General features: G+C 71.5%; 22 protein-coding genes and 1 pseudogene. 5 read left to right on the top strand and 18 right to left on the bottom strand.

Annotated elements, in window-relative coordinates; all coding sequences use genetic code 11:
• Window positions 1-8 precede the first annotated feature (8 nt).
• The 11 genes from E8M80_RS13480 to E8M80_RS13430 form a co-directional block, all read right to left on the bottom strand.
• Window positions 9-3,674 (bottom strand): cellulose biosynthesis protein BcsC, encoded by a 3,666-nt coding sequence (locus E8M80_RS13480; protein ID WP_137126229.1) that lies wholly within the window; start codon window positions 3,672-3,674, stop codon window positions 9-11.
• Window positions 3,671-8,119, bottom strand: coding sequence for a UDP-forming cellulose synthase catalytic subunit (gene bcsA, locus E8M80_RS13475; RefSeq protein ID WP_137126228.1), 4,449 nt, complete (start codon window positions 8,117-8,119; stop codon window positions 3,671-3,673). Before bcsA ends, E8M80_RS13480 begins: the two co-directional genes overlap by 4 nt.
• Window positions 8,116-8,922, bottom strand: a complete 807-nt coding sequence (bcsQ, locus tag E8M80_RS13470; RefSeq protein WP_137126227.1) for a cellulose biosynthesis protein BcsQ — start codon at window positions 8,920-8,922, stop codon at window positions 8,116-8,118. Before bcsQ ends, bcsA begins: the two co-directional genes overlap by 4 nt.
• Window positions 8,923-8,926: 4 nt before the next feature.
• On the bottom strand, window positions 8,927-9,127 hold the full coding sequence (locus E8M80_RS13465) for a hypothetical protein (protein ID WP_137126226.1): 201 nt from the start codon (window positions 9,125-9,127) through the stop codon (window positions 8,927-8,929).
• Between the two features lie 253 nt (window positions 9,128-9,380).
• Window positions 9,381-10,460, bottom strand: a complete 1,080-nt coding sequence (locus E8M80_RS13460) for a glycosyl hydrolase family 8 (protein ID WP_170979398.1) — start codon at window positions 10,458-10,460, stop codon at window positions 9,381-9,383.
• A gap of 497 nt (window positions 10,461-10,957) precedes the next feature.
• Complete coding sequence (locus E8M80_RS13455; protein WP_137126224.1) at window positions 10,958-11,257, bottom strand: DUF1971 domain-containing protein; 300 nt, start codon at window positions 11,255-11,257, stop codon at window positions 10,958-10,960.
• Between the two features lie 158 nt (window positions 11,258-11,415).
• Complete coding sequence (locus E8M80_RS13450; RefSeq protein WP_137126223.1) at window positions 11,416-13,839, bottom strand: recombinase; 2,424 nt, start codon at window positions 13,837-13,839, stop codon at window positions 11,416-11,418.
• 63 nt (window positions 13,840-13,902) lie between these two features.
• Window positions 13,903-14,331, bottom strand: a complete 429-nt coding sequence (locus tag E8M80_RS13445; protein WP_137126222.1) for an Rrf2 family transcriptional regulator — start codon at window positions 14,329-14,331, stop codon at window positions 13,903-13,905.
• Between the two features lie 48 nt (window positions 14,332-14,379).
• Window positions 14,380-15,462 carry a tellurite resistance/C4-dicarboxylate transporter family protein gene (locus tag E8M80_RS13440; protein WP_206035632.1) on the bottom strand — a complete coding sequence of 361 codons (1,083 nt, stop codon included), beginning with the start codon at window positions 15,460-15,462 and terminating at the stop codon, window positions 14,380-14,382.
• The gene (locus tag E8M80_RS13435; RefSeq protein ID WP_170979397.1) at window positions 15,459-15,839 is read right to left on the bottom strand and encodes a hypothetical protein; all 381 of its coding nucleotides are present in this window, start codon (window positions 15,837-15,839) and stop codon (window positions 15,459-15,461) included. Before E8M80_RS13435 ends, E8M80_RS13440 begins: the two co-directional genes overlap by 4 nt.
• On the bottom strand, window positions 15,830-16,534 hold the full coding sequence (locus tag E8M80_RS13430) for a 5-formyltetrahydrofolate cyclo-ligase (RefSeq protein ID WP_137126220.1): 705 nt from the start codon (window positions 16,532-16,534) through the stop codon (window positions 15,830-15,832). The genes E8M80_RS13435 and E8M80_RS13430 overlap by 10 nt, the downstream gene beginning before the upstream one ends.
• 80 nt (window positions 16,535-16,614) lie before the next feature.
• Here E8M80_RS13430 and E8M80_RS13425 point away from each other — a divergent pair, with 80 nt between their 5' ends.
• The 5 genes from E8M80_RS13425 to E8M80_RS13405 are packed head-to-tail and all read left to right on the top strand — an operon-like array spanning window position 16,615 to window position 20,090.
• Window positions 16,615-17,088, top strand: a complete 474-nt coding sequence (locus tag E8M80_RS13425) for a group III truncated hemoglobin (protein WP_137126219.1) — start codon at window positions 16,615-16,617, stop codon at window positions 17,086-17,088.
• Window positions 17,085-17,738: a DUF542 domain-containing protein gene (locus tag E8M80_RS13420; protein ID WP_137126218.1), complete on the top strand. Its 654-nt coding sequence runs from the start codon at window positions 17,085-17,087 to the stop codon at window positions 17,736-17,738. The genes E8M80_RS13425 and E8M80_RS13420 overlap by 4 nt, the downstream gene beginning before the upstream one ends.
• Window positions 17,735-18,271: a molybdopterin adenylyltransferase gene (gene mog, locus E8M80_RS13415; RefSeq protein WP_137126217.1), complete on the top strand. Its 537-nt coding sequence runs from the start codon at window positions 17,735-17,737 to the stop codon at window positions 18,269-18,271. Before E8M80_RS13420 ends, mog begins: the two co-directional genes overlap by 4 nt.
• Window positions 18,271-19,437: an NnrS family protein gene (locus tag E8M80_RS13410; protein ID WP_170979396.1), complete on the top strand. Its 1,167-nt coding sequence runs from the start codon at window positions 18,271-18,273 to the stop codon at window positions 19,435-19,437. The genes mog and E8M80_RS13410 overlap by 1 nt, the downstream gene beginning before the upstream one ends.
• Window positions 19,437-20,090, top strand: coding sequence for an NnrU family protein (locus E8M80_RS13405; protein ID WP_137126215.1), 654 nt, complete (start codon window positions 19,437-19,439; stop codon window positions 20,088-20,090). Before E8M80_RS13410 ends, E8M80_RS13405 begins: the two co-directional genes overlap by 1 nt.
• A gap of 120 nt (window positions 20,091-20,210) precedes the next feature.
• Here the strand turns inward: E8M80_RS13405 and E8M80_RS13400 are convergent, their stop codons facing one another.
• From E8M80_RS13400 to E8M80_RS13370, 7 genes and pseudogenes are all read right to left on the bottom strand, one after another.
• Entirely contained in the window at window positions 20,211-20,828 is a 618-nt protein-coding gene (locus tag E8M80_RS13400) for a DUF488 family protein (protein WP_137126214.1), read from the bottom strand.
• On the bottom strand, window positions 20,825-21,607 hold the full coding sequence (locus E8M80_RS13395; protein WP_137126213.1) for a succinate dehydrogenase iron-sulfur subunit: 783 nt from the start codon (window positions 21,605-21,607) through the stop codon (window positions 20,825-20,827). The genes E8M80_RS13400 and E8M80_RS13395 overlap by 4 nt, the downstream gene beginning before the upstream one ends.
• A gap of 6 nt (window positions 21,608-21,613) precedes the next feature.
• Window positions 21,614-22,033 carry a succinate dehydrogenase, hydrophobic membrane anchor protein gene (sdhD, locus tag E8M80_RS13390; RefSeq protein WP_137126212.1) on the bottom strand — a complete coding sequence of 140 codons (420 nt, stop codon included), beginning with the start codon at window positions 22,031-22,033 and terminating at the stop codon, window positions 21,614-21,616.
• Window positions 22,030-22,503, bottom strand: coding sequence for a succinate dehydrogenase, cytochrome b556 subunit (gene sdhC / locus E8M80_RS13385; protein ID WP_137126211.1), 474 nt, complete (start codon window positions 22,501-22,503; stop codon window positions 22,030-22,032). The genes sdhD and sdhC overlap by 4 nt, the downstream gene beginning before the upstream one ends.
• Window positions 22,504-22,712: 209 nt before the next feature.
• The gene (locus E8M80_RS13380; protein ID WP_137126210.1) at window positions 22,713-23,315 is read right to left on the bottom strand and encodes a DUF6448 family protein; all 603 of its coding nucleotides are present in this window, start codon (window positions 23,313-23,315) and stop codon (window positions 22,713-22,715) included.
• Window positions 23,312-23,758: a hypothetical protein gene (locus tag E8M80_RS13375; protein ID WP_137126209.1), complete on the bottom strand. Its 447-nt coding sequence runs from the start codon at window positions 23,756-23,758 to the stop codon at window positions 23,312-23,314. The genes E8M80_RS13380 and E8M80_RS13375 overlap by 4 nt, the downstream gene beginning before the upstream one ends.
• A 38-nt stretch (window positions 23,759-23,796) precedes the next feature.
• Window positions 23,797-24,106: pseudogene (locus E8M80_RS13370) on the bottom strand (hypothetical protein); the annotation flags it as partial.

The raw sequence follows: 24,106 nt of genomic DNA, 5'->3' as shown, positions 1-24,106 counted from the left end.
CGCTGCGCCTATTCCGGCAGCCGGTAGCGCACGTAGACACCGCCGCGCGCCTCGTTCCAGTCGGCCGATCGGTCGTAGCGCAGCGTGGCGCCGAGCGAGAGGTCTGGCGTGAGAGCGTATTCGATGTCGCCGCGCAGGCTGCCGACCAACCCGGCTTCGCTTTGCGACGGGTAGATGGCGAAGATCCTTGAATCCTGCGCCGCGCGCGCGGCCAGTTGCCCCTGCAGCGCCGCATCGGTCGGGAAGACCGGCGCGCGGTCCTCGGACCAGACCGCGTAGCCGAGCGAACCGCCGAGGCGCCAGCGCCAGTCCTGCGTCCGCCCGCGCCAGTCCACCGGCAGGTTGATGGCCGTATAGTCCTGCGGGCTGAAATACCCGCCATGGCCGAAGGTGAAGAAGCGCTGGTTCTCGTCATAGGCGAAGTAGACGAGGTCGAGCCCGACGCTGACCGCTTCATCCCCGCGGCGCATCACGTCGTAGGCGAAGCCGGCGCCGGCCTCGACGCGGGCATTGTCGCGCACCTGGCGGCCCTCGAAGGCGGCATAGCCGCCGCCGGCATAGAAGCGCGCCGGGCCGCTCGCGTATTCCACCTGGGCGCGGCCGCCGGTGCGCACGACACTGCCCCAGGACTGCCCCGTCAGCGCATCGCGCTGCCCGGCCCAGGACAGCAGGCTGTCCGTCACCGCCCGGCGTTCCCCGGCCAGCCGCAGGCGCCAGCCGCCGCCGAGTTCGGGCGCCACCTCGATGCCGCCCACGATGTTCGTCTCGCGGAAGCCGAAGGGCGTGCTGCCGACGTCGATCGCGAAATCGCCGCGCCGGTAGCCAAGCCCGGCCGCGACGCCGCTGGCGGACTCCTCCGCCGGCCGGCGCATCCCGCCCGGGAAGGCGATCGGGTTCGCGCCGAAGGATTGCAGGGAGACCAGGTCCTGCGGCAGCGCGCCGGCCGAGATGGTGACCGGCGTGACGGTCGCTGTCAGCCGCCCGCCGATGCCGCGCGGCGCGACCGAGCCCTCGATCGGCAGCGACAATTCCTCTAGTCGGTCGAGCCCCGCGGTGCCCGACCGCCCCCGCACCGTCGGCGCCGCCACGAAGCGCGTCGCCGCTTCCTCGCGCGCCGCCTCGACCTCGCGCGCGATCTCGGCCGAAACGCGGTCGCGCGGCGCCGGCGCGGCGATGGCGACGCCGGCGCTCCGGAACGGGTTGGCGCCGGCCGGGGCGAAGCCCATCGGCACCACGGTGCCGATCTGCGCGGCACGCTGGCGCTCGGCCTCCCGCGCCGCGACCAGCGCGCCGCGATAGTCGCCCCGCGCCCGTGCCAGCCGTGCCTGCATGAGCGACAGCCGCGCCTCGTTCGGCGCCATCAGGCGGCCTTCCTCGATCAGGTCGTCGGCGCGGCGCCATTGCCGCGCCGCGATCGCGGCCTGCACCGCCGCGGTGCGCGCATCCAGGTTGCGCGGGTCGCGGGCCAGCACCGCCTCGGCGCGTTCCAGCGCCTCGGCCGGCCGGCCGGCCCCCTGGTACAGCCGCGCCAGCGCCAGGTTCGCCGCCTCGTCCGCCGGTGCGGCCTCGAGCACCGGGCGCAGGCTCTCGAAGCCGGCGGCCTGGTCGCCGGCCTCGTTCGCGCGGTCCGCGGCGCGCACCGCGACGCCGGCCAGAAGCGCGCCCGCCTGGCGCCGGGTCTCGGCATCGCCGCCACCCTCGAGCCCGCGCACCAGCGCGGCCGCCTGGCCTTCGAGCCCGGCCGACAGCAGCGCGCTGCCGATCGCGAGTCGCGCCGCAGGCGCCGGCGCCCGGTTGACCGCGAGCGCGACGCGTGCCGCTTCCTCGGCGCCGCGCGCATCGCCGGCCTCGCCGAAGGTGCGGATTACCGCGGCGGGCCCCGCGCCGGTCGGATCCGGGCGCGCCGCCAGCGCCAGCAGCCGCTGCCGCCCGGCGAAGCCGCCGAGCGCCGCCGCCTGCTCCACCTCGGCTGCCACGCGCGTGCGGCTCGCGAGCCGTGCCATGTCGGGCGAGCGCCGCGCCGGCGGCACGCGCGCGATGAGCGCGGCGGCATCGCCGAGCCGCCCCTGTTCCTCGGCGAACAACGCTGCCGCGAAGACCGCCTCCGCGCCGCCAACCGGCCCGGCGAGCGGCGCCTCCAGGATCGCGCGCGCCTCCGCGCCCTGGCCCTGGCGCGCGAGTGCACGCGCGAGGTCGAGCCGGACCCAGGGGTCCTGCGGCGCCTCGGCCGCGGCGGCGCGGAGCAGCGCCAGCGCCTCGGCCGGGTCGGTGCTGCGCGCGGCCTGGGCGCGCAGGCGGCCGGCGGCGCCGCCCGTGCCGCTACCGGACGGCGCCGCGGCGCGCAGCCGGCGTGCGATCTGGTCGGCCTCGGCGATGCGCCCCTGCTGGCGCAGCGCGCGTTCCAGCCCCTGCTCCGCGGGCTGGAAGCCGGGCCGGCGTCCCAGCGCGGTGCGGAAGCGCTGCTCGGCGCCCGGCGCGTCGCCCTGGCGCAGCGCGACCTCGCCGAGCGCGGCCTCGGCATCGGTGCGGTCGGTCGCCTCGCGCGCCACGGCGCGGCGCAGCACGGTCTCGGCCGCCGCCACCTCGCCGCGGCGGAGCAGCGCGCGGCCCTCCGCCAGTTCCACGCTGTAGCGGGCGCCTTCGAGCGCGGCGCGCCAATTGCCGGCGCGCGCCGGGTCGGCGGCGCTGGCGCGTTCCAGCAGGTCGCGCGCCTCGGCCGCGCGGCCCTGGCGCAGCCGCACGATGCCGAGCCCGGCCAGCGCCTCGGCATCCGCGGCATCGGCGGCCAGCGCCGCCTGGAAGGCACGCTCCGCCTCGGCCGCGCGGTTTGCCTCCAGCTGTGCGAAGCCTTCCTGGCGCGGCCCGGCGGCGGCTTGGGCGGCGCGCCGTGCGGGGTCGCGGATGGCGGCCAGGCGCTCGCGCACCGCCGCGTCATCCGGCCGGAATTCGAGATAGGCGGCGAGCGGCGCCTCGGCCGCCGGCCCGGTGCCGAGCCAGCCCAGCGCACGGCGCCAGGCCTCGGTCGCCGGCCCGGCGGTCGCGGGCTCGCGCGCGAGCGCGGCGAGGCGCGCGATGCCATCGGCGCGGGAGGGTTCCCGCCAGGTCAGGATCTCGGCGGCGGCCACGCGCGCGCGGCCGTCCTGCGGGCGCCGGGCAGCGAGCGCCGCGAGGCGCTGGCGCGCCTCCTCCCAGCCGCCAGCCGTGCCGCCGAGCGTCAGCCAGTATTCCACCGTATAGGCATCGGGCGGCGGGGCGCCGCCGAAGGCATCGCGATATCGGGTCAGCGCCTCGGGCACGCGGCCGTCGCGCGACAGGCGGCGCGCCTCCTCGATCGCGGCACGGTCGACGGCGCTGCCGCGCAGCGCCTCCTCGGCCGCGGCGACGGCCGGCGCGGCGGGCGCCACGGCGCGAAGCCGCGCAAGCAAGGCCTCCGCCGCGGCGCGGTTGCCGCGCGCCGCTTCCGCCGCCGCGGCGCCGGCGAGCGCATCGGCGTTGCGCGGATCCGCGGCGAGCACCCGTTCATAGGCGCTGATCGCAAGGTCTGGCCGGTTCTGTTCCTGCCAGTGCCGGGCCTGCTGGAGCAGGACCGACACGGCGCCGTTCTGCGCCAGGGCCGGCATGGCCGGCGCCAGCATCGTCGCCCCGCAGAGCAGGGCCGTGCGCAGCCGCCTCATGCCCCTCCCCCCCGAAGGCGCCGCACCGCGCGCCGCCGCAGCGCGGCATGGAGCGGCAGGCCGACCAGCAGGCTCGTGCCGAGCAGCAGAAGCAGCAACGTGCCCGGCCGCGCGCCCAGGTAGTGCTGCGGCCAGAGCCAGGGCGGCAGATCCCCGACCGCATAGGACGGCGCCGTGCGGAACGCCTCGATCCCGCTGCTCGAGAGCAGAACCAGGTCGCCCTGGAAGCGCGCGATGCGCGCCGGGTCGCGCAGCGCCTCGGCCACCGCCTCGAGACCCGCTGGCGTCGGCGCCGCCAGCGCGACGACCGACCGCCCGGCCCGCAGCGGGGACTGCACGCCAGCCAGGAAGCCAAGGTCTTCCGGCGGGCTCGCGACCACGGCCGCGACGCGCAGCCTGTCCTCGGCCGGCGGCACGTCCATCACGAGGCGCGCGAACCCCTCGAGCCGGTCGGGCAGGGTCACCGACAGCCGCCCCCCCGCCTCGAAGCGCAGCGGTGCGTCTTGCAGCAACGCGGCGAGCGCGGGCTGCCGCCCGAGCGTGCCGATGACGATCAGGTCGCGCTCCGCCACCTGCTGCAACTGGCCGGGTCGCACCACGGCGAGGCCCGTCGCAGGCACGCCGACGCTCACCGCGAGCCCGCCGACCAGGCCGAGGAAGGCGCTGACCTCGACCGGGCCAGGCTGGTCGGGAAGCACGACGGCGCTTTCCGAAAGGTCGGCGAGGCGCGTGAAGGGGAAGCCCGCGCTCGCGAAGTGCGCGAGGTTCGGCAGCACCGCGAAGCGGTGCGCGCGGCTGATGTCGATCGTGCTCTCGGGGTCGATCGCGGCCTGGACATCGGCCGGCGTGCCGACGCAGTCGCCGCGGTTGAGCGGCCGCAGGTCGAAGCGCAGCTGCAGCTCGTTGCGGCCGGAGACCAGCCAGGGCGGCACGGCGATGCGCGCCGTCTGCGGCCCGCCGCCGAGGCCGAGCTGCGATTGCACCCAGGACCACGGCCAGGACGGCGCATCGGCCAGCGGCACGGCGCGGAGGAAGCTGCCGCTGACCGAGACATCGAGGCGCGTGCGCGCCACGTCCAGCACCGGACCGCCCGGCGCGCGCAGCGCGACCTCGACCGGGAAGCCGTGCCGCCGCCAGGTCACGAGGTCGGGTGCGGTGCGCAGCGGCACCGCGATGGCGCCGGGCGCGAAGCCCGCCACCTGCAGGGCGCCGCGGTCCACGAGTTCGCCGAAGCGGACCGCGCGGTCCGTCGGCAGCCAGCGCGGCGCGTCATAGGGGCGGCGTGGCGGCGCGCGCTGCGGCGCGACCGTCGCGGCCTGCCCGGACAGCAGCTGCGGCGCGAGCGCGAGCCCGGTCGCCGCCGCCGCCGCCTCGGACGGGTTGCGGCCGGCGATGAGCAGCAGCGTCCCGGCGGGATCCCGCGGGTTCGACAGCAGGGCGACGGTCGGCCCCGCGAGCGGCGGCAGTTCGAGCCCGGCCGGCACGCTGTCCGCCGTCGCGACCACCACGGCGTGGCCGCGGTCAGGCAGGCTGCCTGAGACGGGGAAGCGCGCGCCCCGGTACTCCGCCTGCACCGCGAACCAGGAGGCGGCGATGGCGGCCGCGCGCAGCGCCTCGGTCGGCGGGCTGTCCGGCAGGATGAACGGCAGCACCAGCGGCTCGTGCAACTCGCGCGGGTCGAAGAAGGGTTCGGGCAGGCGCGACAGGTCGCGCGTCAGGGGCAGGCGCTCGAGCACGAGGTGGAGGGCCGAGCCCTCGTCCACCGTCATCCAGAGGAGGTCCGAGAGGGCGTCGTTGCACTCCGCGGCGTAGCGGCCGGTGAAGGCAAAATTCAGCCGGTTGATCTCGGTGAAGAAGGCGGGGCTGGCCGGCATCGAGACCGGGCCGAAGGCCGGGCGCGTCGGATCGGGTCTGACGACGCCGATGAACTGGTCGTTCAGCGTGATAGTGAGCTGGCTCGTCTCCGGCATCAGCGCCGGCGATGCGGCGCCCGAGAGCACGAGCCGCGCCTCCGTCACGACCTCATCCGCACGGATGCCGAATTGCAGCCCCTGCAGGGGCGAGACGCCGCGCAGCTGCATCGGCCCGCCGAGGCCGAGCTGGCGGAGGCTGCGCGTGACGCGCCGGGCGGTCGGCGCCGCCGCGGCGGGTGGCGGGTCCGCAACCGTGGGCAAGGGCGCCGCGACCGGGGCGTCGGGCAGCGGGGCCGGCGGCGTCGGCTGCGCGGAGGCGGGCTGAGCGCCGAGCAGCAGCGCAAGAAGGCCGGCTCCGGCGAGGCTGCGCGGGAGCAGAACCTCGGTCCGGCGCTCGGCGGCGACGGGCGCGACCGGCCGTCGCAGCGCTTCGCGCCGCTGCCGGCGCGCGCGCCACCACGCGAAGGACAGCTGCGAGCGCCCCGTGAAGACCGCGCCCACCGTCGCCACGACCTCGAGCAGCGAGCGCAGCGGCCGGTCCGGCCGGTGCCGGTCCCAGTCCAGCCAGGCATCGGCGCGGCCGAACAGCACGCGCACCACGGCGGCCTCCTCCTCGATCGTGCGCAGGTGAAGCAGCAGCTGCGCCTCCCCATCGTCCATGCGCAGGAAGCGCGCCGGCAGCACGACCGTCTCGGCGCCGAGCGGCAGTTCCAGCGTCACCTCGCTGTCGGGCGCGAGGCCGGGCGGCTCGGCCAGCATGAGGCCGGCGCCGCCGAGCGAGAGGTCGTGCGTGCGCGCATCGATGCGCCGCCCGTCCGGCAGCACCAGGATCGCCGGCAGCTCGGCGCTGACACGTGCGCGCGCGCGAACCTGGCGCCGCTCCCGTCCCGCCGCCACGGAGGCGAGCGCGGGCACGAGGCAGAGCGTGGCCCAGATGCCGTTCAGGAGGTAGGCCTGCGCCTCGAGGCTGCCCCAGGGATGGGTCGCGATTCCGTGCGCGCCGGCCGCGACGCCGGCGGCCAGCAGCACCGTCAGCACCAGGCTCGGCCACACGGCGCGCCAGTCGAAATAGCCCTCGGGCAGCAGCCCGCCCTTCTCCGTCACGTTGAACTTCCCCTTCCTGGGATCGAGCAGCGTCGCGATGGTCACCGGCAGCAGCCAGAGGGCCAGCACGGTCTCGTAGATCTCGGACCAGAATGAATGGCGCGCGCCGCCGGCGATCCGGCTGCCCGTCGCGACCGCGTGGAAGATGTGCGGCCCGGCATAGGCGACGATCGCGAGCGGCGAGGCCGCGATGACGCTGTGTCCCAGCAGCAGGAACGCGAGCGGCGCGGTGAGGAACACCACGCGCGGCAGCGCGAACAGGAAGTGGAACATCGCACTGAAGTAGCAGGCGCGTTGCGCCAGGCTCAGCCCGGGGCCGAGCAACGGATTGTCCACGCGCATGATCTGCAGCATGCCGCGCGCCCAGCGCATGCGCTGGCCGATGTGGATCATCAGCCGCTCGGTCGCGAGGCCGGCGGCGAGCGGCACGCGCAGGTAGGCGGTGTTCCAGCCGCGGCGCTGCATGCGCAGCGATGCGTGGCAGTCTTCGGTCACGGTCTCCGTCGGCACGCCGCCGGCATCGAGGATCGCCGCGCGCCGGATCAGGGCGCAGGAGCCGCAGAAGAAGGTGGCGTTCCAGAGGTCGTTGCCCGGCTGCACGAGGCCGTAGAACATCAGCCCCTCGTTCGGCACGTCGCGGCCGTTCGAGAGGTTCCGCTCGAACGGGTCGAGCGAATAGAAATGGTGCGGCGTCTGGACCATCCCGAGCTTCGGGTCGCGCAGCATCCAGCCCATGCTCATCTGCAGGAAGGCGCGCGTGGGGACGTGGTCGCAGTCGAAGATGGCGACGAACTCGCCCTCGGTCTGCGCCAGCGCGTGGTTGATGTTGCCCGCCTTGGCGCCCTTGTTGTCCGGGCGCACGATGTAGCCGGCGCCGCATTGCTCGGCGAAGGCGCGGAAGGCCGGGCGCCGCCCGTCGTCGAGGATCCAGACGCGCAGCTTCTCGGCCGGCCAGTCCATCGCCAGCGCGGCGAGAACGGTCGGGCGCACCACCTCGAGGTCCTCATTGTAGGTGGGCACGTAGACATCGACGCTCGGCCAGTCCGCCGGGTCGGCCGGCAGCGGCGCCGGCTTGCGCTCGAGCGGCCAGAGCGTCTGGAAATAGCCGAGCAGCAGCGCCAGCACCGCGTAGCCCTCGGCGAGCGCGAGGCCGATCATGAAGAAGCCCTGCCAGAATGTCGCAGGCTCCAGCGTCTCGGTCATGCGCCAGAAGATGTAGCGCGCCGAAACGAGGCAGGAGAGCGCCGCCAGCACCATGGTCGCGCGCCGGTTCGGGAAGCGGTTCAGCACCAGGAAGGTGAGGATGCCGCCGACCGCCAGCAGCGCCTGGTCCGCCGCATCGAGCGGCGTGGTCACGACCACGAGCCCGAGCGGCAGCCCGAGCAGCAGCAGCGCGACGCGCCGCCAGGCGAAGGCGCGCGCCGTCATGCGCGGAGCCAGCCGAGCGTAGCCGGCGCCGCCGCGGCGGCGGGCGCGATTTCGCGCAGCAGTGCGGCGGCGAGGTCCTCGACATCGCGCGCGGCCGCGCTTTGCGGCGCATGCAGCCCGACCGGGCGCTGGTGCGCCAGCGCCTCGGCCATCGCCTCGTCGCGGCAGACCGCGCCCATGAGGCGCGGGCCGAGATGCCCGGCCACGCCGTCGGCCGCGGCGACCGACAGCGCCGAGCGGCGATCGACCTGGTTGAGCACCACGCCGATGCGCGGCGCGCGCAGCCCCGCCAGCGTGCCCTGGCCGAGGAAGCGGCCGCTTTCGAGGTCCGGCAGCAGCGCCGTGCTGCCCGCATCGGCCAGCAGCACCACGAGCATGATCGCCGCCTGTTCGGCCAGGATCGGCAGCGCGACCGAGGCGCCTGGCGGCGTATCCGCCACGACGATCGCGGCCGGATCGGCCAGCAGCGCGCGCAGCGGCGCCGCCAGCAGGTCCGGCTCGGCATCGAGCAGGGCCGCGGCGGCCAGCCTGCCGCGCAGGTCGGCGTCGCCGTGCGGCAGCAGCTCGACCCCGGCCGGCGTCGCACGCAGGCAGGCCCGCCAGTCCGCGCGCTGCGCGAGCTGCGCGAGGTAGCCCGCGGTGTCGGTGATCGGCAGCCCGAGATGCAGCCGCAGCGCATTCTGCGGGTCGCAGTCGACCGCGAAGACGCGGCGCCCGCAACGCCGCAGCGCCGCGGCCAGGGCTGCGGCAAGCGAGGTCTTGCCCACGCCCCCCTTGGGCGAAGCCAGGCAGATCAGCGGCACAGGGTTAGCCCTCCGCCGCGCGGCGGGCGGCAACGGCCGCCGCAAGCCCCATGAAGGGCCGCGCTGCGGGCGGCGGCGCGGGTGCGGGGGCGCCGCGGGCCGCGGCCAGCGCCTCCGAGATCAGCGGAAAGGCGGCTACGGCGCGGGGCGCCGCGGCGACGGGCCCGAGCAAGTCGGCCGGAGCCAACGCCGGCGGCGTGGCCATGCGGGGCGCCTGGATCCCAAGCGTGGGCGGAGCCGCTGCGCGCGCCGTTGCAGGCACGACCTGCCGCAGAGGGCGTGCGAAGGACGTGTACGCCAAGCCCTTCAAGCCGAGGCGCGCGGCAAGGGCGGCTATGTCGGGGTCCATGACGGTCAAGCCGCTTCGGTCGGATCGGCAAAGAAGAAAAATCCTGCCGTGGCCAACATCCAGCAACCCTCCGTCGGCGGTGCTCGATCCTGGTCCGACGGTCTACCGGCTAGCCATCGGCAACCGGTGTTCCCGAGTCCGCGCATGCGGCTCGAACCAGGAGCAAGAGTGATGCCGAATAGTAGTCACGGGAGTCATTGACGGATGGTAACGACACCGTGGCACCGCGCCCTGCGATGCGCGCCGACGCGAAGGCCGCGATGGCCCGCGCACCCACGGATGCGCCGTATTCGGCCGGCACCCCCGAGATGAGATCGACCCAGGCCGGTGGCTGCGGCCAGCGCTGATCCGTCCAGAAGGCAACCGCACCGAGCAATGCCGGATGCGTCGCCTGTCCCGCCCAGGCGAGCATCAACGGGACGCGCACGGCGTCGTAGGAAAAGCGCGGCGGCCAGCGGGCGGGCAGGACGAGCGGCGCATCCGGAGCGTGCGGCTGGAGCACCCAGTCGGGGCTCAGGCCCCAGGCGCCGAAGCGCGCGCGGCGCAGCAGATCGAGCCCGGCGGCGGACAGCGCCTGCCAGGGTCCGTTCGGCATCGCGCGTGACAGTTCAGCGAAAACCGGCAGCAGGATGTAGGAGGGATTGAGGACAAGGCCCTCGGGCGTTTCGAACCCGGCCGCGCCAGGCAGCAGGAAGGGTCCGCGTGCGGTTTCGCGCAGCGTGAGGCGGAGCAGGTCGCGGGCGATGGCGAGCGCGCCTTCGCGGTGCCTCGCGTCGCCCCAGCGGCGGTGCGCGGCCAGCAGGCCCCAGACGATGTAGAGATCGCCATCGGTTGCGTTGTTCGGATCGTCCACCGGCTGTGCGAGCCCCGGTCGGTAGCGCCAGGCATGCAGGCGGTCGCCGGGTCGGCGCAGACGCCGCGACGTCCAGGCGAGGATACGCTCGAATGCGGGACGGTCGCCGAAGAATGCCGAGAAGATCAGGCCCCAGCCTTGGCCCTCGCTGTGTGCGATGCCGTTGTTTCCGGTGTCCCTGACGCGCCCGTCCGGCGTGACGAAGCGATCGTGCCAAGCGCGCCACTCCGCCATGTCCGATCGCGCCGGTGCTGCCGCGCCCAGGGCGGGCGCAAGCAGCAGGGCCCGGCGTCGAAGGGAACGCCCGGGCGGGTGATCGCGATGGCTGAACAACATCCGTCTCTCAGCGTTTCCCGGGAGCCCGAGGAGCAATTTTCTACCATATCGGGAGAAGGCCGAGGGAAGTTCCCGCGTGCGTCGGCGCATGAAGGGTTGCGCGGCGTGCGTCGCGAAAGTCGCGGGTCGTGTCTCGTGACGTGGCGCGGTGTGGAGTGGGGCGCCATCCTCGACACCTGGGGAGGGTCGATCCCAATCCCGGCGGGCGGCTGGCTGCCCCGCGGTCCGCTCGTGATTCGCCTCCCGGAGCGCCTCGGATGACCTGAGGCGGTGGCGTAGCGGTGGGAACCGGAATCCAACCTTCTCTGGGGCGTAGACTCGGCCGCGGAGGGCCCGGAACTGACCTGTTCCGGCGGCGCCCGGGAGATCGATGCGGAATGGAGACTATGCCGAAGGAGTACCCGGCGTGGCACGTCCTGGCCGGATACCTTGAGGCTTGGCACGGTCGGATCCCGCGAGCGGCGCCGCGCGTGACGGCCGGCCTATTCCTGCCAAAACTACGCGTTCGGTGTCGGATGGCGCTCCGGCGGATAATGGAATTCCAAGTAGAAGCGGACCGCGCCGAGTGGCTCGACGCGGTGCTTCACCTCTGGTTCGATTTCGCCCGGCCGGCCCGGTTCCAGGACGGTCTCCGAGGCGGGGCTGATCGTGCAGTAGCGCAGCCTGCCCTCCAGCACATGGATGACCGCCCAGGTGTCATGCGTGGTTTCATGCGCCTGCCGCAGCGCAGGCGGAATGGTGTCCTGCGTGAACTCCGGGCTGCGTCGGGTCGCCACGTGTCCTTCGGGAATCGGCATTGCTGGCTCCGTCTGCGTGTGTGTCGGCCTGCACCGCGCCCGGATACGTCGACATCCTGGCACACCAGACGGTGCGGCTGTCGATCATATCGACCGGGGCGCTGCCGGAGTGCCGCGTGCCGCTCGGCGGGACCCGAGCGACGCGCACACGATGGCGCTCAGAGCGGACACACACCCGATGCGCAGGCCAGGTGCGCCATGTCCACCGCCTCGTGCAGCGCCGCATCCTCGATACCGTCGACGATCGCCGCGAAGCGCGCGGCATGCACCTCCTCCTCCGGCAGGTATTCGTAGCCGAGTTCCTTGTCCGGGCGGCTCGGCAGGATGGCGCAGCAGCGGATCTCCGGCTGGTGGCGCAGGACGATCTCGCGGAAGGCTTCGAGGTCGTGGCGGTCGGTGAAGATCTTCAGCGTGTAGCTCACCTGGTTGCCGCGCTCCGCGCCGATCCAGTGGCGTTCCAGCAGGCCGAGCCAGCGGTATTGCTGCGCCGGGGTCGCCTGCGGCGCGGTCACCAGGCGATCGCCGATGCCAAGGCGCTGGATCAGCGGCAAGGTCGGGAAGCCGACGATGGACATGCCCGGGAAGCTCTGCAGGCCGCGCACCGGATACCCGCGCGCCTCGTAGTCGCCCAGCAGCGGGTCGGCGTCGCGCGCCCAGCCGGCCTCGGCCTTCACGCCCTTGAACTGCACCCAGCGCAGATACTGGCGGCGCGCCGGCAGATGCGCGCCCTCGGTCAGGCCGAACAGCTTGCTGGTGGTGCCGGCCGGCTTGACGGTCGTGACCGTGAAGGGCGCCGGCATGCCGAGTTCCGCCGCATAGGCGATGCCTTCCTGCTTCGCCGCTTCGGACAGGCGCGCGAGCGTCTCCCAGAAGGGGGCGCTGCGCGCCTCGTCCAGCAGGTCCTCGAAGCCGAAGCCCCAGCGCATCCAGGCCCATTCGTGCAGGCCGGTCGGGCCGATGCCCATCCGGTTGGTGCGGCGCACCTCGTCGGCATACAGCGCATCCATCGTGTTCGCGCGCATCAGGAAGCGAACGCCCAGGCGCACGCTGTCCTCGACGCGCGCATCCCATTGCGCCGCGACGTCGTCAGGCACCTCGCCGGGCGCCATTCCGGCCAGGTCGCGCGGACAGGCGAGCAGCGGCGCGAAATCGGCGATCACGCAGTACCCGCCGGTGACGTGCAGCGTGATCTCGCCGCAGGGGTTGGTGGTGGCGGGGAAACGCGCCTGCGCCGCGCGGCGGCCGAGCTCCGCGAGCAGCGGCACGGCATGGTCCGCGGCATAGCGCGCCGAGCGCAGGTCGCGCCCGTCGGTATGCACGGGCTTCGCCCATGCGGTGCCGGTGCGGTGGTCTTCCAGCCGGTCGCCGTTGATGAAGCCGGGCTCGCCATTGATGTAGCCGCAGGCCGTCGCTTCCTCGAACACCGCGAGGGCATGGCGGTCGAGCGGCGCGTCGCTGCCCGCGCGCGCGGCGCGCACGCCCTCCCAGAATTCGGCATCGACCATGACGGAGTTGTTGGCGGTCCATAGCCCGCCCTCGGCCTTCAGGCGGATGAAGCGGAAGATGCCGGGGTCGCGCCAGGACTTCGTCGCCATGCGCGCCGCGCGCCGCGCACCGCCGACCTGTACCTCGACCGAGAGATGGTGGTCGACCAGCAGCGCCTGCTCCCAGGGCGCCAGCGCCTCGTCAGCCGGGCTGCGGTGGCGCGCCGGCTCGATCACCTGGTGGCGCAGGTTCACGAAGGCGCGCAGCAGCGACAGCGGCCCCGAGGCCGGACGCCCCTGCATGCCGGCGATCGGCGCGCCGCAGCGGCGGATGGCGGAGAAGTCGAGCACCAGCGCGCGGTCCGCCGCCCCTGCGAAGGCCAGGCTTTCCAGCAGCTCCGCGGCCTTCCCCCATCCCTCGCGGCTGTCGGCGATGGCGTGGTGGATGGCACCGGGCGGCGCCGCGGTGGTGTCGCGCAGGATCTCACGGGCGATGAAGGCGCGGATCTCCGCCTCCTGCGCCTCGCTCATCGCCGCGAGGGTCGTGCCCCAGGGCAGCAGGCCGAACTCGGCGCCGAAGCGGTGGATCTCGTCGCGCGTGTCGGGGAAGTCGGGATGGTTCGTGGACAGGTGCAGGAGCAGGCGGGGTGCCTGGCCCCAGTCAACCGCCACAAGTTCGTCGTCATAGGCGCGGCCGACGCCGCTGCCGTTCAGCAGCAGGTAGAACAGAGCGAAGGAGGTGATGGCCGTCGCGCAGTTGGTGAAGACCTCCATGTTGCGCGTCGGCTGCGCCGCGTCGCCGTGCTGGAGGTGGCGCCCGGAGGTGATCAGCGCGCCGGTGGCGATGGCGTTGCGAAGCCGCGCCTGCTCGGCGGCATCGGCGCGATCGCCGAGCAGCGCCATGTTGCCGGCTGCTACCCGGTCGGCGACGCGGCCGAAATCCTCCGCATCTCCAGGGCGGAAGACGGTGCGGCGCGCCACCGCCAGGCCCATGCCGGGGTCAACGGCGCGGGCAGGAAGCGGCGCCTCGCCGAAGCCGGCACCAGGCATTGCGGGGAGAATCTGGCGCTGACGCGCGCCGGCGAGCGAACCGTCCATGGGCAACCTTCCACGCCGGCCGCAGGAGGTGCGACTCGGGCACATCCCATGATATGGTATATATTAAGCGTCGTCAGCCACTATATGTGGTGCAACGGTCAGGCAGGCCGCCAGCGTCGTCGCGTCCAGCACAGCCATGAATCCGTCCTGCGCCCGCCCCAGCACGCCCGCCAGCCGGCAGGTCGGCGAGAAGCAGCAGGCCCCGCCATCGGCGCGAAAGCATTCGACCAGCGCTTGGCCGGCTTCGAGCCGGCGGACGATCGCGCCGATACGGATCTCGCTCGGTGGTCGGGCCAGCGTGACGCCGCCGCGCGCGCCGCGCTGCGTCCGCACCAAGCCCGCGGCCGACAAGTCCTGCACGATCTTCTGCACATGGTTGCGCGGCACGCCGATGCCCGCCGCCAGTTCCTCGGTCGAGAGCTGGCGCGCCGGATCCTCGCCGAGCTTCAGGAGGATCCGCAGCGCAAAGTCGGTCGAAGCGAGAAGGCGCATTGGCGGCCCCCTGAAAGGGAATGGGGAAGGCGTGGATACAGCACGACGTCAGACGTGCCGGCGCGCGCGCAGCAGGCTGCTCGCAATCCGGCCCAGTAGCCCGAGGAACGTCAGTCCCCAGGCGAACAGCGCAAGATGGATGAAGGCGGCCGGCACCGCGGCCAGGAAGGGCAGGTCCAGCGCGCGCGAGAGCTGCAGCGTTCCGGTCGTGTACATGCCGAGCGGGAAGACCATTCCCCACAGCGTCGGCTCGTAGCGCAGCGGCTCGCGGCGGATCAGGTAGCGCCAGAGCGTGAGCGCGATCAGGAACGGGATCCACCAGGTCGCCGCGGCCCAGAAGAACAGCGTGAAGCCGCGCAGGAAGGGCACGAAATCGGCCAGCACCGGCCAGGTGGTGCTGCGCAGCAGCAGGATCGATCCCGCCAGAGTGGTGATCGCGACCGCGCCCATGTTGATCCAGTAGGGCGGCCCAAAATCCAGCGCGCTGAGCCGCACGAAGGTGAGCCGGTAGAAGATCAACGGGATGATCGCGAGGTAGAGCATGCTGCCGATCATGAAGAAGGCGAGGCAGAGGAACTGGATCTCGACCGGCGGCGGCACGGCGGCACCCAGCGTGCCCTTCAGCACCACGATGGACTGCGTCGCCACCGCCGCGATCAGCCAGGCGCCGTTGATCCCCGCGGCCAGTGTGGGCTTGCGCGCGCGGATCGTGACCGCGGTGAAGAAGGCGTACATCACCAGGAACCAGAGCCCGAGCCCGAGGTACCACAGCGCGGACGCCACCCCCTGCGCGCCCGCCACCACCGCCGTCTGCGTGCCGAGCACGCAAGTGCCCGCCACCAGCGTGAAGAAGCCAGGCGCGCGCTGGTGGTTCGACAGATCCTCGGCGATGCGGTGGGGAAACAGCACGACCCGGGCGGCGGTCAGCCCCCATAGCATCAGGTAGGCGACCCAGGCGATGCCGACCAACGGGATCGCGATGACCCGAAGCCCGAGCAGCTGGCAGGCGATGGAGACCACCCCCGTCGCCATGACCAGCGCGAAATAGCCGGGGAATAGGTCGCGCGCCGTCTCGGCGAGGAGCGGCAGGAGGCCGGGCTGGCGTGCCTCGGCATGGGTCGCGACGGTCACGATGGCGGTCCTCCGAGCCAGGCGACGAGCAGATCGATCTGCAGGAAGCCGATCAGCAGGAGCACGTTCAGCGCCCAGGCCACGGTCAGCGCGCGGGCGACCTGGCCCCAGGGTGGCGCCGCAGGCCCGGCACAGCGCCACACGGCGACTAGGATCAGGCCCGTGTAGAGGAGCATGAGCACGAGCAGAAACTGCTGCACATCGACGCGCTGCGCCTCGCGCGCCAGCAGAAACAGCAGGGCGAGGCCGCTGCTGATGAGCACGCCGTAGACCCAGAACACGCGCCCGAGCCCCGCCCGCCCGGTGAACGCACGCCACTCCGGCTCGAAGAGGAGCATGAGCACCAGGATCAGCCTGTGCGACCAGGTCAGCGGCATACCGGGGGTCCGTTCGGGGGCGGCACCGGCGGCCCTTCGAGCACGCCGTCCTCGGTGACGATGGCGGTCATCGGGATGTCGTGCGGCTGCGGGAAGATGGTCGGCATGCGCGACAGCGCAAACCCCACCCCGATCGCACGCGGTCGCGGCGCCTGCGCGGCCAGCGTCCGGTCGAAGAAACCACCGCCATAGCCAAGGCGGTAGAACGCCGGATCGAAGCCGACCAGCGGTGCCAGCACCACCGCAGGGATCACAGCGTCACCCCCCGCCGGGACGGGGATATTCCAGAGGCCGGGGCGCAGCGCCTCGCCTGGCCGCCAGCGACGGAACTCGAGCGGCCGGCCATGCGCCTCGGCCACCGGCAGCGCGGTGATCGCCCCGCGCTCCGCGGCCGAGGCCATCCAGGGCCGCAGATCTGGTTCGCCCCGGAACGGCATCCACGCCGAGACGGCGACGCCCCGCAGATCGACGAGCAGCGTGTCGAGATGCGCCGCGATGCGCGCCGACAGGGCCGCCCGCGTTGCTGCGCCCAGCGCAACGCGGGCGGCGATCAGCCGCTCCCGCTCGGCGCGGCGGAAGCGCGCAACATCGCGGCGCTGCTGCGGGTCCACCGCCGCGAACCCGCCGGCCGCGTCCGGTTCCAGTTCGTGCAGGAAGCAGACGGGCGAGGCGAGGCTGCTGGTCGGTCGAGCCATGGCCGGCTTCCTTCTCGTTGGGCGCCGAGCAACCGCGGTGGCCGCGGAAATTGGCATTGACGATACCACAATTCTGATCGATGGTAATTGGTATCGAGGATACCGAATTGCCCGCGCACCCTGAGACCCCCGAACGCCGCGCCGCCCTGACACGGGATCTGCGCGCTGCGACCGGCCTGGACGAGGCGGTGCTCGAAGCCTTCCTGCGCGCCTTCTACGGCGCCGCGCGTCGCGACCCCCTGCTCGCCCCCGCCTTCGCCGGTGTTACCGACTGGGAGGCGCACATCGCCCGCATCACGCAGTTCTGGTCCTCGGTCGCTCTCATGACCGGCACCTATCACGGCCAGCCGATGCAGGCGCATGCGCATCTCGGGCTCGGCGCGGCGCATTTCGCCCGCTGGCTCGTCCTGTTCGAGGAGACCGCCGCGGCGCGCCTGCCGCCCGCCGGCGCTGCGCATGTGATTGAACGCGCGCGGCGCATCGCCGCCAGCCTCGAGATGGGGCTCACACCACTTTCCCTGCCCAACCGGACCACCAAGGGAGTTCCCGCATGAGTGCCGCCACCGACCTCGGCTTCGCTACCCGCCAGATCGGCGAGATCGCTGCCGCCCTGCCCGGCGCCACCGCCATCTTCCGCCGCCGCAAGCTGGATTTCTGCTGCGGCGGCGCGGTGCGCTTGGCCGATGCGGTCCCGCCCGAGGCGCTGCCCGCGATCGAGGCGGAACTCGCATCCCTCGCCCCCGGCGAGCCCGAGGCGCCGGAGGACACCGGCGCGCTGATCGACCACATCATCGCCCGCTACCACGATGTACACCGCGCGCAGGTTCCCGAGCTGATCCGCCTCGCGCGGCGGGTTGAGGCGGTGCATCGCGACCACCCCGACGCGCCGCGCGGCCTGGCCGAGCTGCTCACGCGGATCGAGTGGGAGATGGGCGACCACATGCAGAAGGAGGAGCAGGGCCTGTTCCCCATGCTGCGCGTCGGCCACGGGCCGGCGATGGCGATGGAGCTGATGCGCGACGAGCACGACGACCACGGCGCCCGCCTGCGTGAACTCGAGGCGCTGACGCATGGCCATGAGCCGCCCGAGGATGCCTGCAATTCCTGGCGCGCGCTGTATGCCGGCACGGCGCAGTTCGCGCAGGATCTGACGCAACACATCCACCTCGAGAACAACGTGCTGTTCCCGCGCTTCGGCGCATGAGCGCGGCGGTACCGATCGGCGTGGTCACCGTCAGCGACCGCGCCTTCCGCGGCATCTACCAGGACCAGGGCGGGCCGGGGATCGAAGCGGCGCTGGCGCGCATCCTCGCCACCCCCTGGCGCCCGGTCCGTCGCCTGGTGCCGGACGAGCGGCCGGCGATCGAGGCCGCCCTGGCCGAACTCGCGGATGTCGAGGGCTGCCCGCTGGTCGTGACCACTGGCGGCACCGGCCCCGCGCCACGCGACGTGACGCCGGAGGCGACTGCGGCCGTGTGCGACCGTATGCTGCCCGGCTTCGGCGAATTGATGCGCGCCGTCTCCCTGCGTGCGGTGCCAACCGCGATCCTGTCGCGCCAAGTGGCGGGGACGCGCGATTCGTGCCTGATCGTGAATCTGCCCGGCAAACCATCGGCCATCGCCGAATGCCTCGATGCAGTATTTCCGGCCATTCCCTATTGCATCGACCTGATCGGCGGACCGCGGCTCGAGACCGATCCCTCGTATTGCGTGGCATTCCGGCCGAAGGCAGCGTGATGGCGTTGTTCGCGCATGGCTTCCGCCCCTTCTTCCTGATGGCGGGCATCGTCGCGCCGTTGGGCGTGGGGCTGTGGGCGCTGGCGCTCGCCGGGCTGCCGGTCCCGGGTGGGCCGCTGCCGATGATGCGCTGGCACGCGCATGAATTGCTGGCCGGTTTCGTCGGCGCGGCGATGATCGGCTTCCTGATGACGGCGATCCCGAACTGGACCGGCCGGCGCGGCTATTCCGGCCTGCCGCTGGTGGTCATCGCCGGGCTGTTCCTCGCGGCGCGCCTCGCGCTGCTGCCCGGCTCACCGGTGCCCATCGCGGTCGCCGCGCCGTTGGCGCTGGTGCCGCTGCCGGCGACGATGCTGCTGGTGCTGCCGGCGCTGATCCGCGCGAAAACCGCACGGCTGTTCGGGCCGCCGCTGCTGGTTCTGGGCTTCTGGGCCGGGCAGATGATGATGCTGGCAGAGGCGGCGGGCTGGTGGACGGTCCCGGGCTGGGCGACCGGCCAGCTGCTGATGGCGAACATGGCGCTGGTGCTCGTGGTGCTGATCGGCGGGCGGATCGTGCCGTCCTTCACGCTGAACGCGCTGCGCACGGCGGGCCGGCCGGCGGTACCGGCGCCCCTGCCGGGGGTGGACCGCGCCGCGATCCTGTCGGTGACCGTGGTGGTGGCGGTGGATCTCGTGATGCCCGGTGGCGTTGCGGCGGGCCTCGCCGCCGCCGCCGCCGCCGTGCTGGTCGCGCTGCGACTATCGCGCTGGTACGGGTTACGTACGCTGCGCTGGCCGCTGTTGTGGGTGCTGCACCTGGGCTACCTGCTGGTGGCGCTGGCGCTGGCGCTCAAAGCGTTGTCGCTGCTCGGCGGCCTTCCCTGGGCGGGCGCCTGGCTGCACCTGCAGGTGGCCGGCGCGCTCGCCACCATGATCCTGGCGGTGATGACGCGCGCGACGCTCGGGCATACGGGGCACGACCTGGTCGCCTCGCCGATGACGACGGTGGCCTTTGTCGCGTTGCTTGCCGCGGCGCTGCTGCGCGTCTTTGGCAGTGCCGCGCTGGCGGATCCGCTCACGGCGCAGATGGCCGCCGCCGTGCTGTGGGTGCTGGCGTTCCTACTTTTCCTGGCCGCCTATGCGCCGATGCTCGTTCGGCCCCGCGCTGACGGCAAGCCGGGGTGATGGGCGGCTGGGGCGAGTATGCCGCGGCCTGGGCGGCCTTCCTGCTGAGCCACATGCTGCCGGCGCGGCCGGCGCTGCGCCGACCGCTTGTCGCCTGGGTGGGCGAGCGCGCCTTCCTGGTCGGCTACAGCGTGCTGTCGGTGGCGATCCTCGCCTGGATGATCGGGGCGGCGGGGCGCGCGCCCTTCGTGCCCCTGTGGGGCTGGGCCTGGTGGCAGGCCTGGGTGACGAATGCGGCGATGATTGTCGCCTGCCTGCTGCTCGGCCTCGGCGTCGGCGTGCCCAACCCCTTCTCGATCGGTGGGGCGGGGAATGATCGCTACGATCCGGCGCGGCCCGGCGTGGTGGCGCTGACGCGGCATCCGGTGCTCTGGGCATTGGCGGTGTGGTCGGGCGGGCATGTCATGCCGAACGGGGATCTCGCGCATCTGATGCTGTTCGGGGCCTTCGCGGGACTGAGCCTGCTCGGCATGGGCGCGCTCGATGCGCGGCGGCGGACGGCTTGGGGCGCGCCGCGCTGGGCGGCGCTGCAGCCGCGCGCGCGCTTCCGGCCGGCAGCAATACGGCTGCTGGCTGGAGCGTTGGTCTGGACCGTCCTGATCGTGAGCCATGCTGCGGTGATCGGCGTGCCGCCGTGGGCGAGCGGGCCCTGACCCGAAAGAGCAAGGGACCGACGGATAGGTTGCATGGGACGCGGATCGGGGGCGGTGGCGTGCCGTTCCGCACCACGGTTCATCGCGTTCGGCATTTCCGCAAAAAGGGCGGTGATCGCGTTAGTCCGACGGCGGAACCACGGCTGGATAGATGATCCTGCCGTCGGCGCCCACGATGCCTCCAGGTGTCAGGCTTGCCTCGTCGACATGGCCTTTCCCAAGGATGTGCATCACACGTTCGCCTTGGCTCAAGAGGTAATCGGCGATGATGCGCCGATGGCAGCGCCACCAGACGGCCTCAGCGCACATGATGGCGCATCGATTTCGGCGGCCGAGATCTCGCAGTCGCGCAAGACCTGTGGAGAAGGCTTCGTTCAAAGCATAATCCGCATAGTTCCGAAAGCCGCGCACCCGCCAATAAGCGTTCAGGGACGATTCAACGCCGCGTGCCTTGCCGCGAAGGCCACCAAGTTCCGAGATATGCTCATAGCCGATCTGCCACGGCGCCAACGCTTCGCGGAGGGTTTCACCGTTGAACTGAGGGTTCGTGCGCGACCGCGGCATTGAACGCACATCGACGACGAGATCAATGCGCGATTCCCGAAGCAGATCGACGAACTCGGCGATCGTTCTTGTGGAATGACCGATGGTGAAGAAGATGCTCGCGTTAGCTCCGATAGGGATGCTCTCCGCATCGAGGCCGGTTCGGTCGGACGACGATTTTGCGCCAGCCCTCATACCTGTCGATCGATGATGAGCTGCTTAATGGCACCGATCGCCTTGGCGGGGTTCAACCCCTTCGGACACGTGTCGGTGCAGTTCATGATCGTGTGGCAGCGATAGAGCTTGAATGGGTCATTCAGCGCGTCCAGCCGTTCCCCCGTCGCTTCGTCACGCGATTCGGCAATCCAGCGATAGGCCTGAAGCAGAACCGCTGGTCCCAGGTAACGTTCGCCGTTCCACCAATAGCTTGGGCAGCCCGCGGTGCAGCAGAAGCAAAGGATGCATTCCCACAGCCCGTCGATCTGGGCGCGTTCCTTCCTGGATTGCAGGCGCTCGCCGTCGGGCGGCGGAGGCGTGTCGGCTTTCAGCCACGGCTCGATGGCGCGGTACTGAGCAAAGGCCTGCGTCAAATCAGGAACGAGATCCTTGACCACCGCCATGTGCGGCAACGGCGTGATCCGCACCGCGCCCGTGATGTCCTCGATCGGCTTGAGGCAAGCAAGGGTGTTGCCACCATCGATGTTCATCGAGCACGACCCGCAGATGCCTTCGCGACACGAGCGCCGAAAGGTCAGCGTGGAATCAACGTCATTCTTGATCTTGATGAGCGCATCGAGAACCATCGGCCCGCAGGTGTCGAGGTCGATCTCGTACGTATCCATGCGGGGATTAGCCCCGTCATCAGGATTCCATCGGTAGATGCGAAAGGTACGCACACGCTTTGCACCAGCAGGCGCCGGATAAGTCTTGCCTTGCTTGATGCGGCTGTTGGCGGGAAGGCTGAACGCGACCATGGTTTTCTAACTCCCGCCTTCCCACAGCCCCAGGCGCAGCACCGCGATCACGCAGAACAAGCCGGCGATGATGCACAGGCCGCGCTGGAACAGCAGCATCGCGATGCGGATCGCGTTGTTATGGACGTAGTCATCGATGACCACGCGCAGCCCCAGCTCCATGTGCCAGAAGGTCGTGACGATCAGGCACAGGATCAGCACCAGCGGCACTGGCGCATGCAGCCACGCGACCATGTCGGCCCTGGTCGCGCCTTCAAGACCGATCACTGAGGCGATGAACCACAGCGTAAGCGGCACCAGCGCGATCGAAGTCAGACGCTCCGCCCACCATGCCTGGGACCCGGAATGGGACGAGCCCAGGCCACGGACACGCTTAAGCTGGGAGCGCAGGATATCGAACTGCGGGCTGTTGCTTTGCTTTGTCATTCCCAAGCCGCGAGGCCGGCGATCCACACGATCAGCGTTGCAGCCGCGGTGATGCCAACCACGCCCCAACCAGTGACGCCGTAGATCCGTTTCGCGGTCCCCGAGCCTACGGGATCCTGTGGGGCCAAGGTGCCGAACCCCCAGCCCGCGTCCCATGCCAGATGACGAATGCCCTGGAACACATGCAGCAACAGGGCCGCCGCCCAACCCATCAGCAGGAGAACGCCAAAGCTCGACCCAAGAAATTCCTGGACCGTGGCGAAGGCACTCTCTGAGGCTGCCGCGGCAACCAGCCACCAGGTCATGAGCAATGCGCCGACCGAGAGCGCGACACCGGTGATGCGATGGCTGATCGACAACACCATGCTGACTGGCCAGCGATAGACCTGCAGGTGAGGCGACAATGGCCTCCTCACCAGCTTGCCATCGCTCCTGCACGCTACCATCAGCCCGTCGCGGTCGTGTTTCATGAAAATCCACCGTCTTGGCCGATCGGCGTATCGCCTCGCTGACTACTGTGCGTCTCGGGCTTCGAAGGTCCGGCAATCCAGTTTCCTGGATAACAAATTGGCTTTTGCCCAAGCCGCACCTGCTACGCCTCTTTCTGCCGTTTTACGAAACGTCTCACCGTGATGACGGGAGGCGCGCCCCGTACGAAACGCGTTTCCTCGAGGGAGGTCTAATTCGCGGGGTGCTGGTGGCTGGCACCGTGGGCAACCAGCCGGTCCGCGGTCTGAACGAAATGAGTCAGCTGCACGTACGCGGCGACATAGCGGCGACCCTGCGCTGCGGATTGCTCCGCGGTCGGCCGCAGCTCACGCGCTTCACTGAAGCGATGCACAATGCCCTGGCGCACCGACGCTGCGATCCGGTCAGCGAGGACTTCGATATTGCCGTCAGCCAGCGCGCGGTCTGCCGCGGCGATCGCAGGTTCGACGCTTCCCACAGGCCGCAGGCCCACAAAGCCTTCGCCCTCGCCAGCGCGGTGGATCCTGACCAAGGTCTCGAAGAAGTAGAGGTCGGCGACGTTCCTCGCGGTTTCGCTCTCGCCGCGCACAGTCAGCGCCATCGCGAACACACGCCGGATTTCAGCCTCGTCCTCGGTTCGGATCCACTTGAGGACCGGCTCCATATCCCTTCCGGCGAGGGCACGCTGAGCGTCAGCGACAACGGGGCCATCCATGCTGTCGCAATGCGCCATGGCAGGGCCTGACAGCAGCCCCACCACTAGCAACACGGGCAATGCTCGCGCGGCATGTCTACCGAGTTGGCCGATCTTCATTTGGGTTTTCCTAATGCTCGGAAGGCCCGCGGCTGAGCGGTCCTGCGAAATGTTACGGTGCGTGCCGGTGAGCCATTCAAGCGCTGCAACTTATGCAGGCCCTTCACCACAACGCGACCAGCAGGTTCAAGTTGCCTCGCTCCGTTGGTCGACAAAATGACGTGTTGCTGCAGTTCGCCGGGAGCTCGTTTGATGACCGCCATGTCGCGCCGCTCGCACACTCCGGACTCGGCCCAATCCAACTGCCCCCCTTGCCCACGGACGATGCTGGACCGGCGGTCGACGGCGCCACCCGCCAGCGGCGGGGCGCCCACGATGTAAGGTGCAAACCACTTCACGTGCGCATGCGCAAAGGTGGGCCAGGTCAGCAGTGCACCGAGCATGAGGCAACGCCAAAGGCTCGGAGCCAGTGTGCCACGAGGGGTTGGCTTGATCGGGATCATGTCTGACTAACTGATGCGGGGCGACCCGCGTTGCTTGGCTACCGGGCGCCAAGCTGTGGGGGCATCCGCTCGAAAAGACCCATCCTCAGGCTGCGTGCAATGCGGTCCGCACGCTCTCGAAAGGCGTTTGCCAACTGGGGCTCAAGCACCTCGTCACAGCATTGTCCGAAGATCGCGAGCCAGCGATCGAACATGGCGGGTTCCAGCCCGGGCAGACGCAAGTGTGCTGTTGGAGCGGCCCCCAATTCGACCGGACAGGTGGCATAGCCCGGAGGGCCTAGGTTGAAGCCTAGGCGCACGCCTATGTCGAAGCCCATCGAGCGCGTCGAGATCATCACCGGCATCCAC

Origin of the sequence: Roseomonas sp. HF4 (genome assembly GCF_005222755.1) — a bacterium.
Classification (GTDB): domain Bacteria; phylum Pseudomonadota; class Alphaproteobacteria; order Acetobacterales; family Acetobacteraceae; genus Neoroseomonas.
This window is presented reverse-complemented; position numbering and strand designations above follow the sequence as displayed.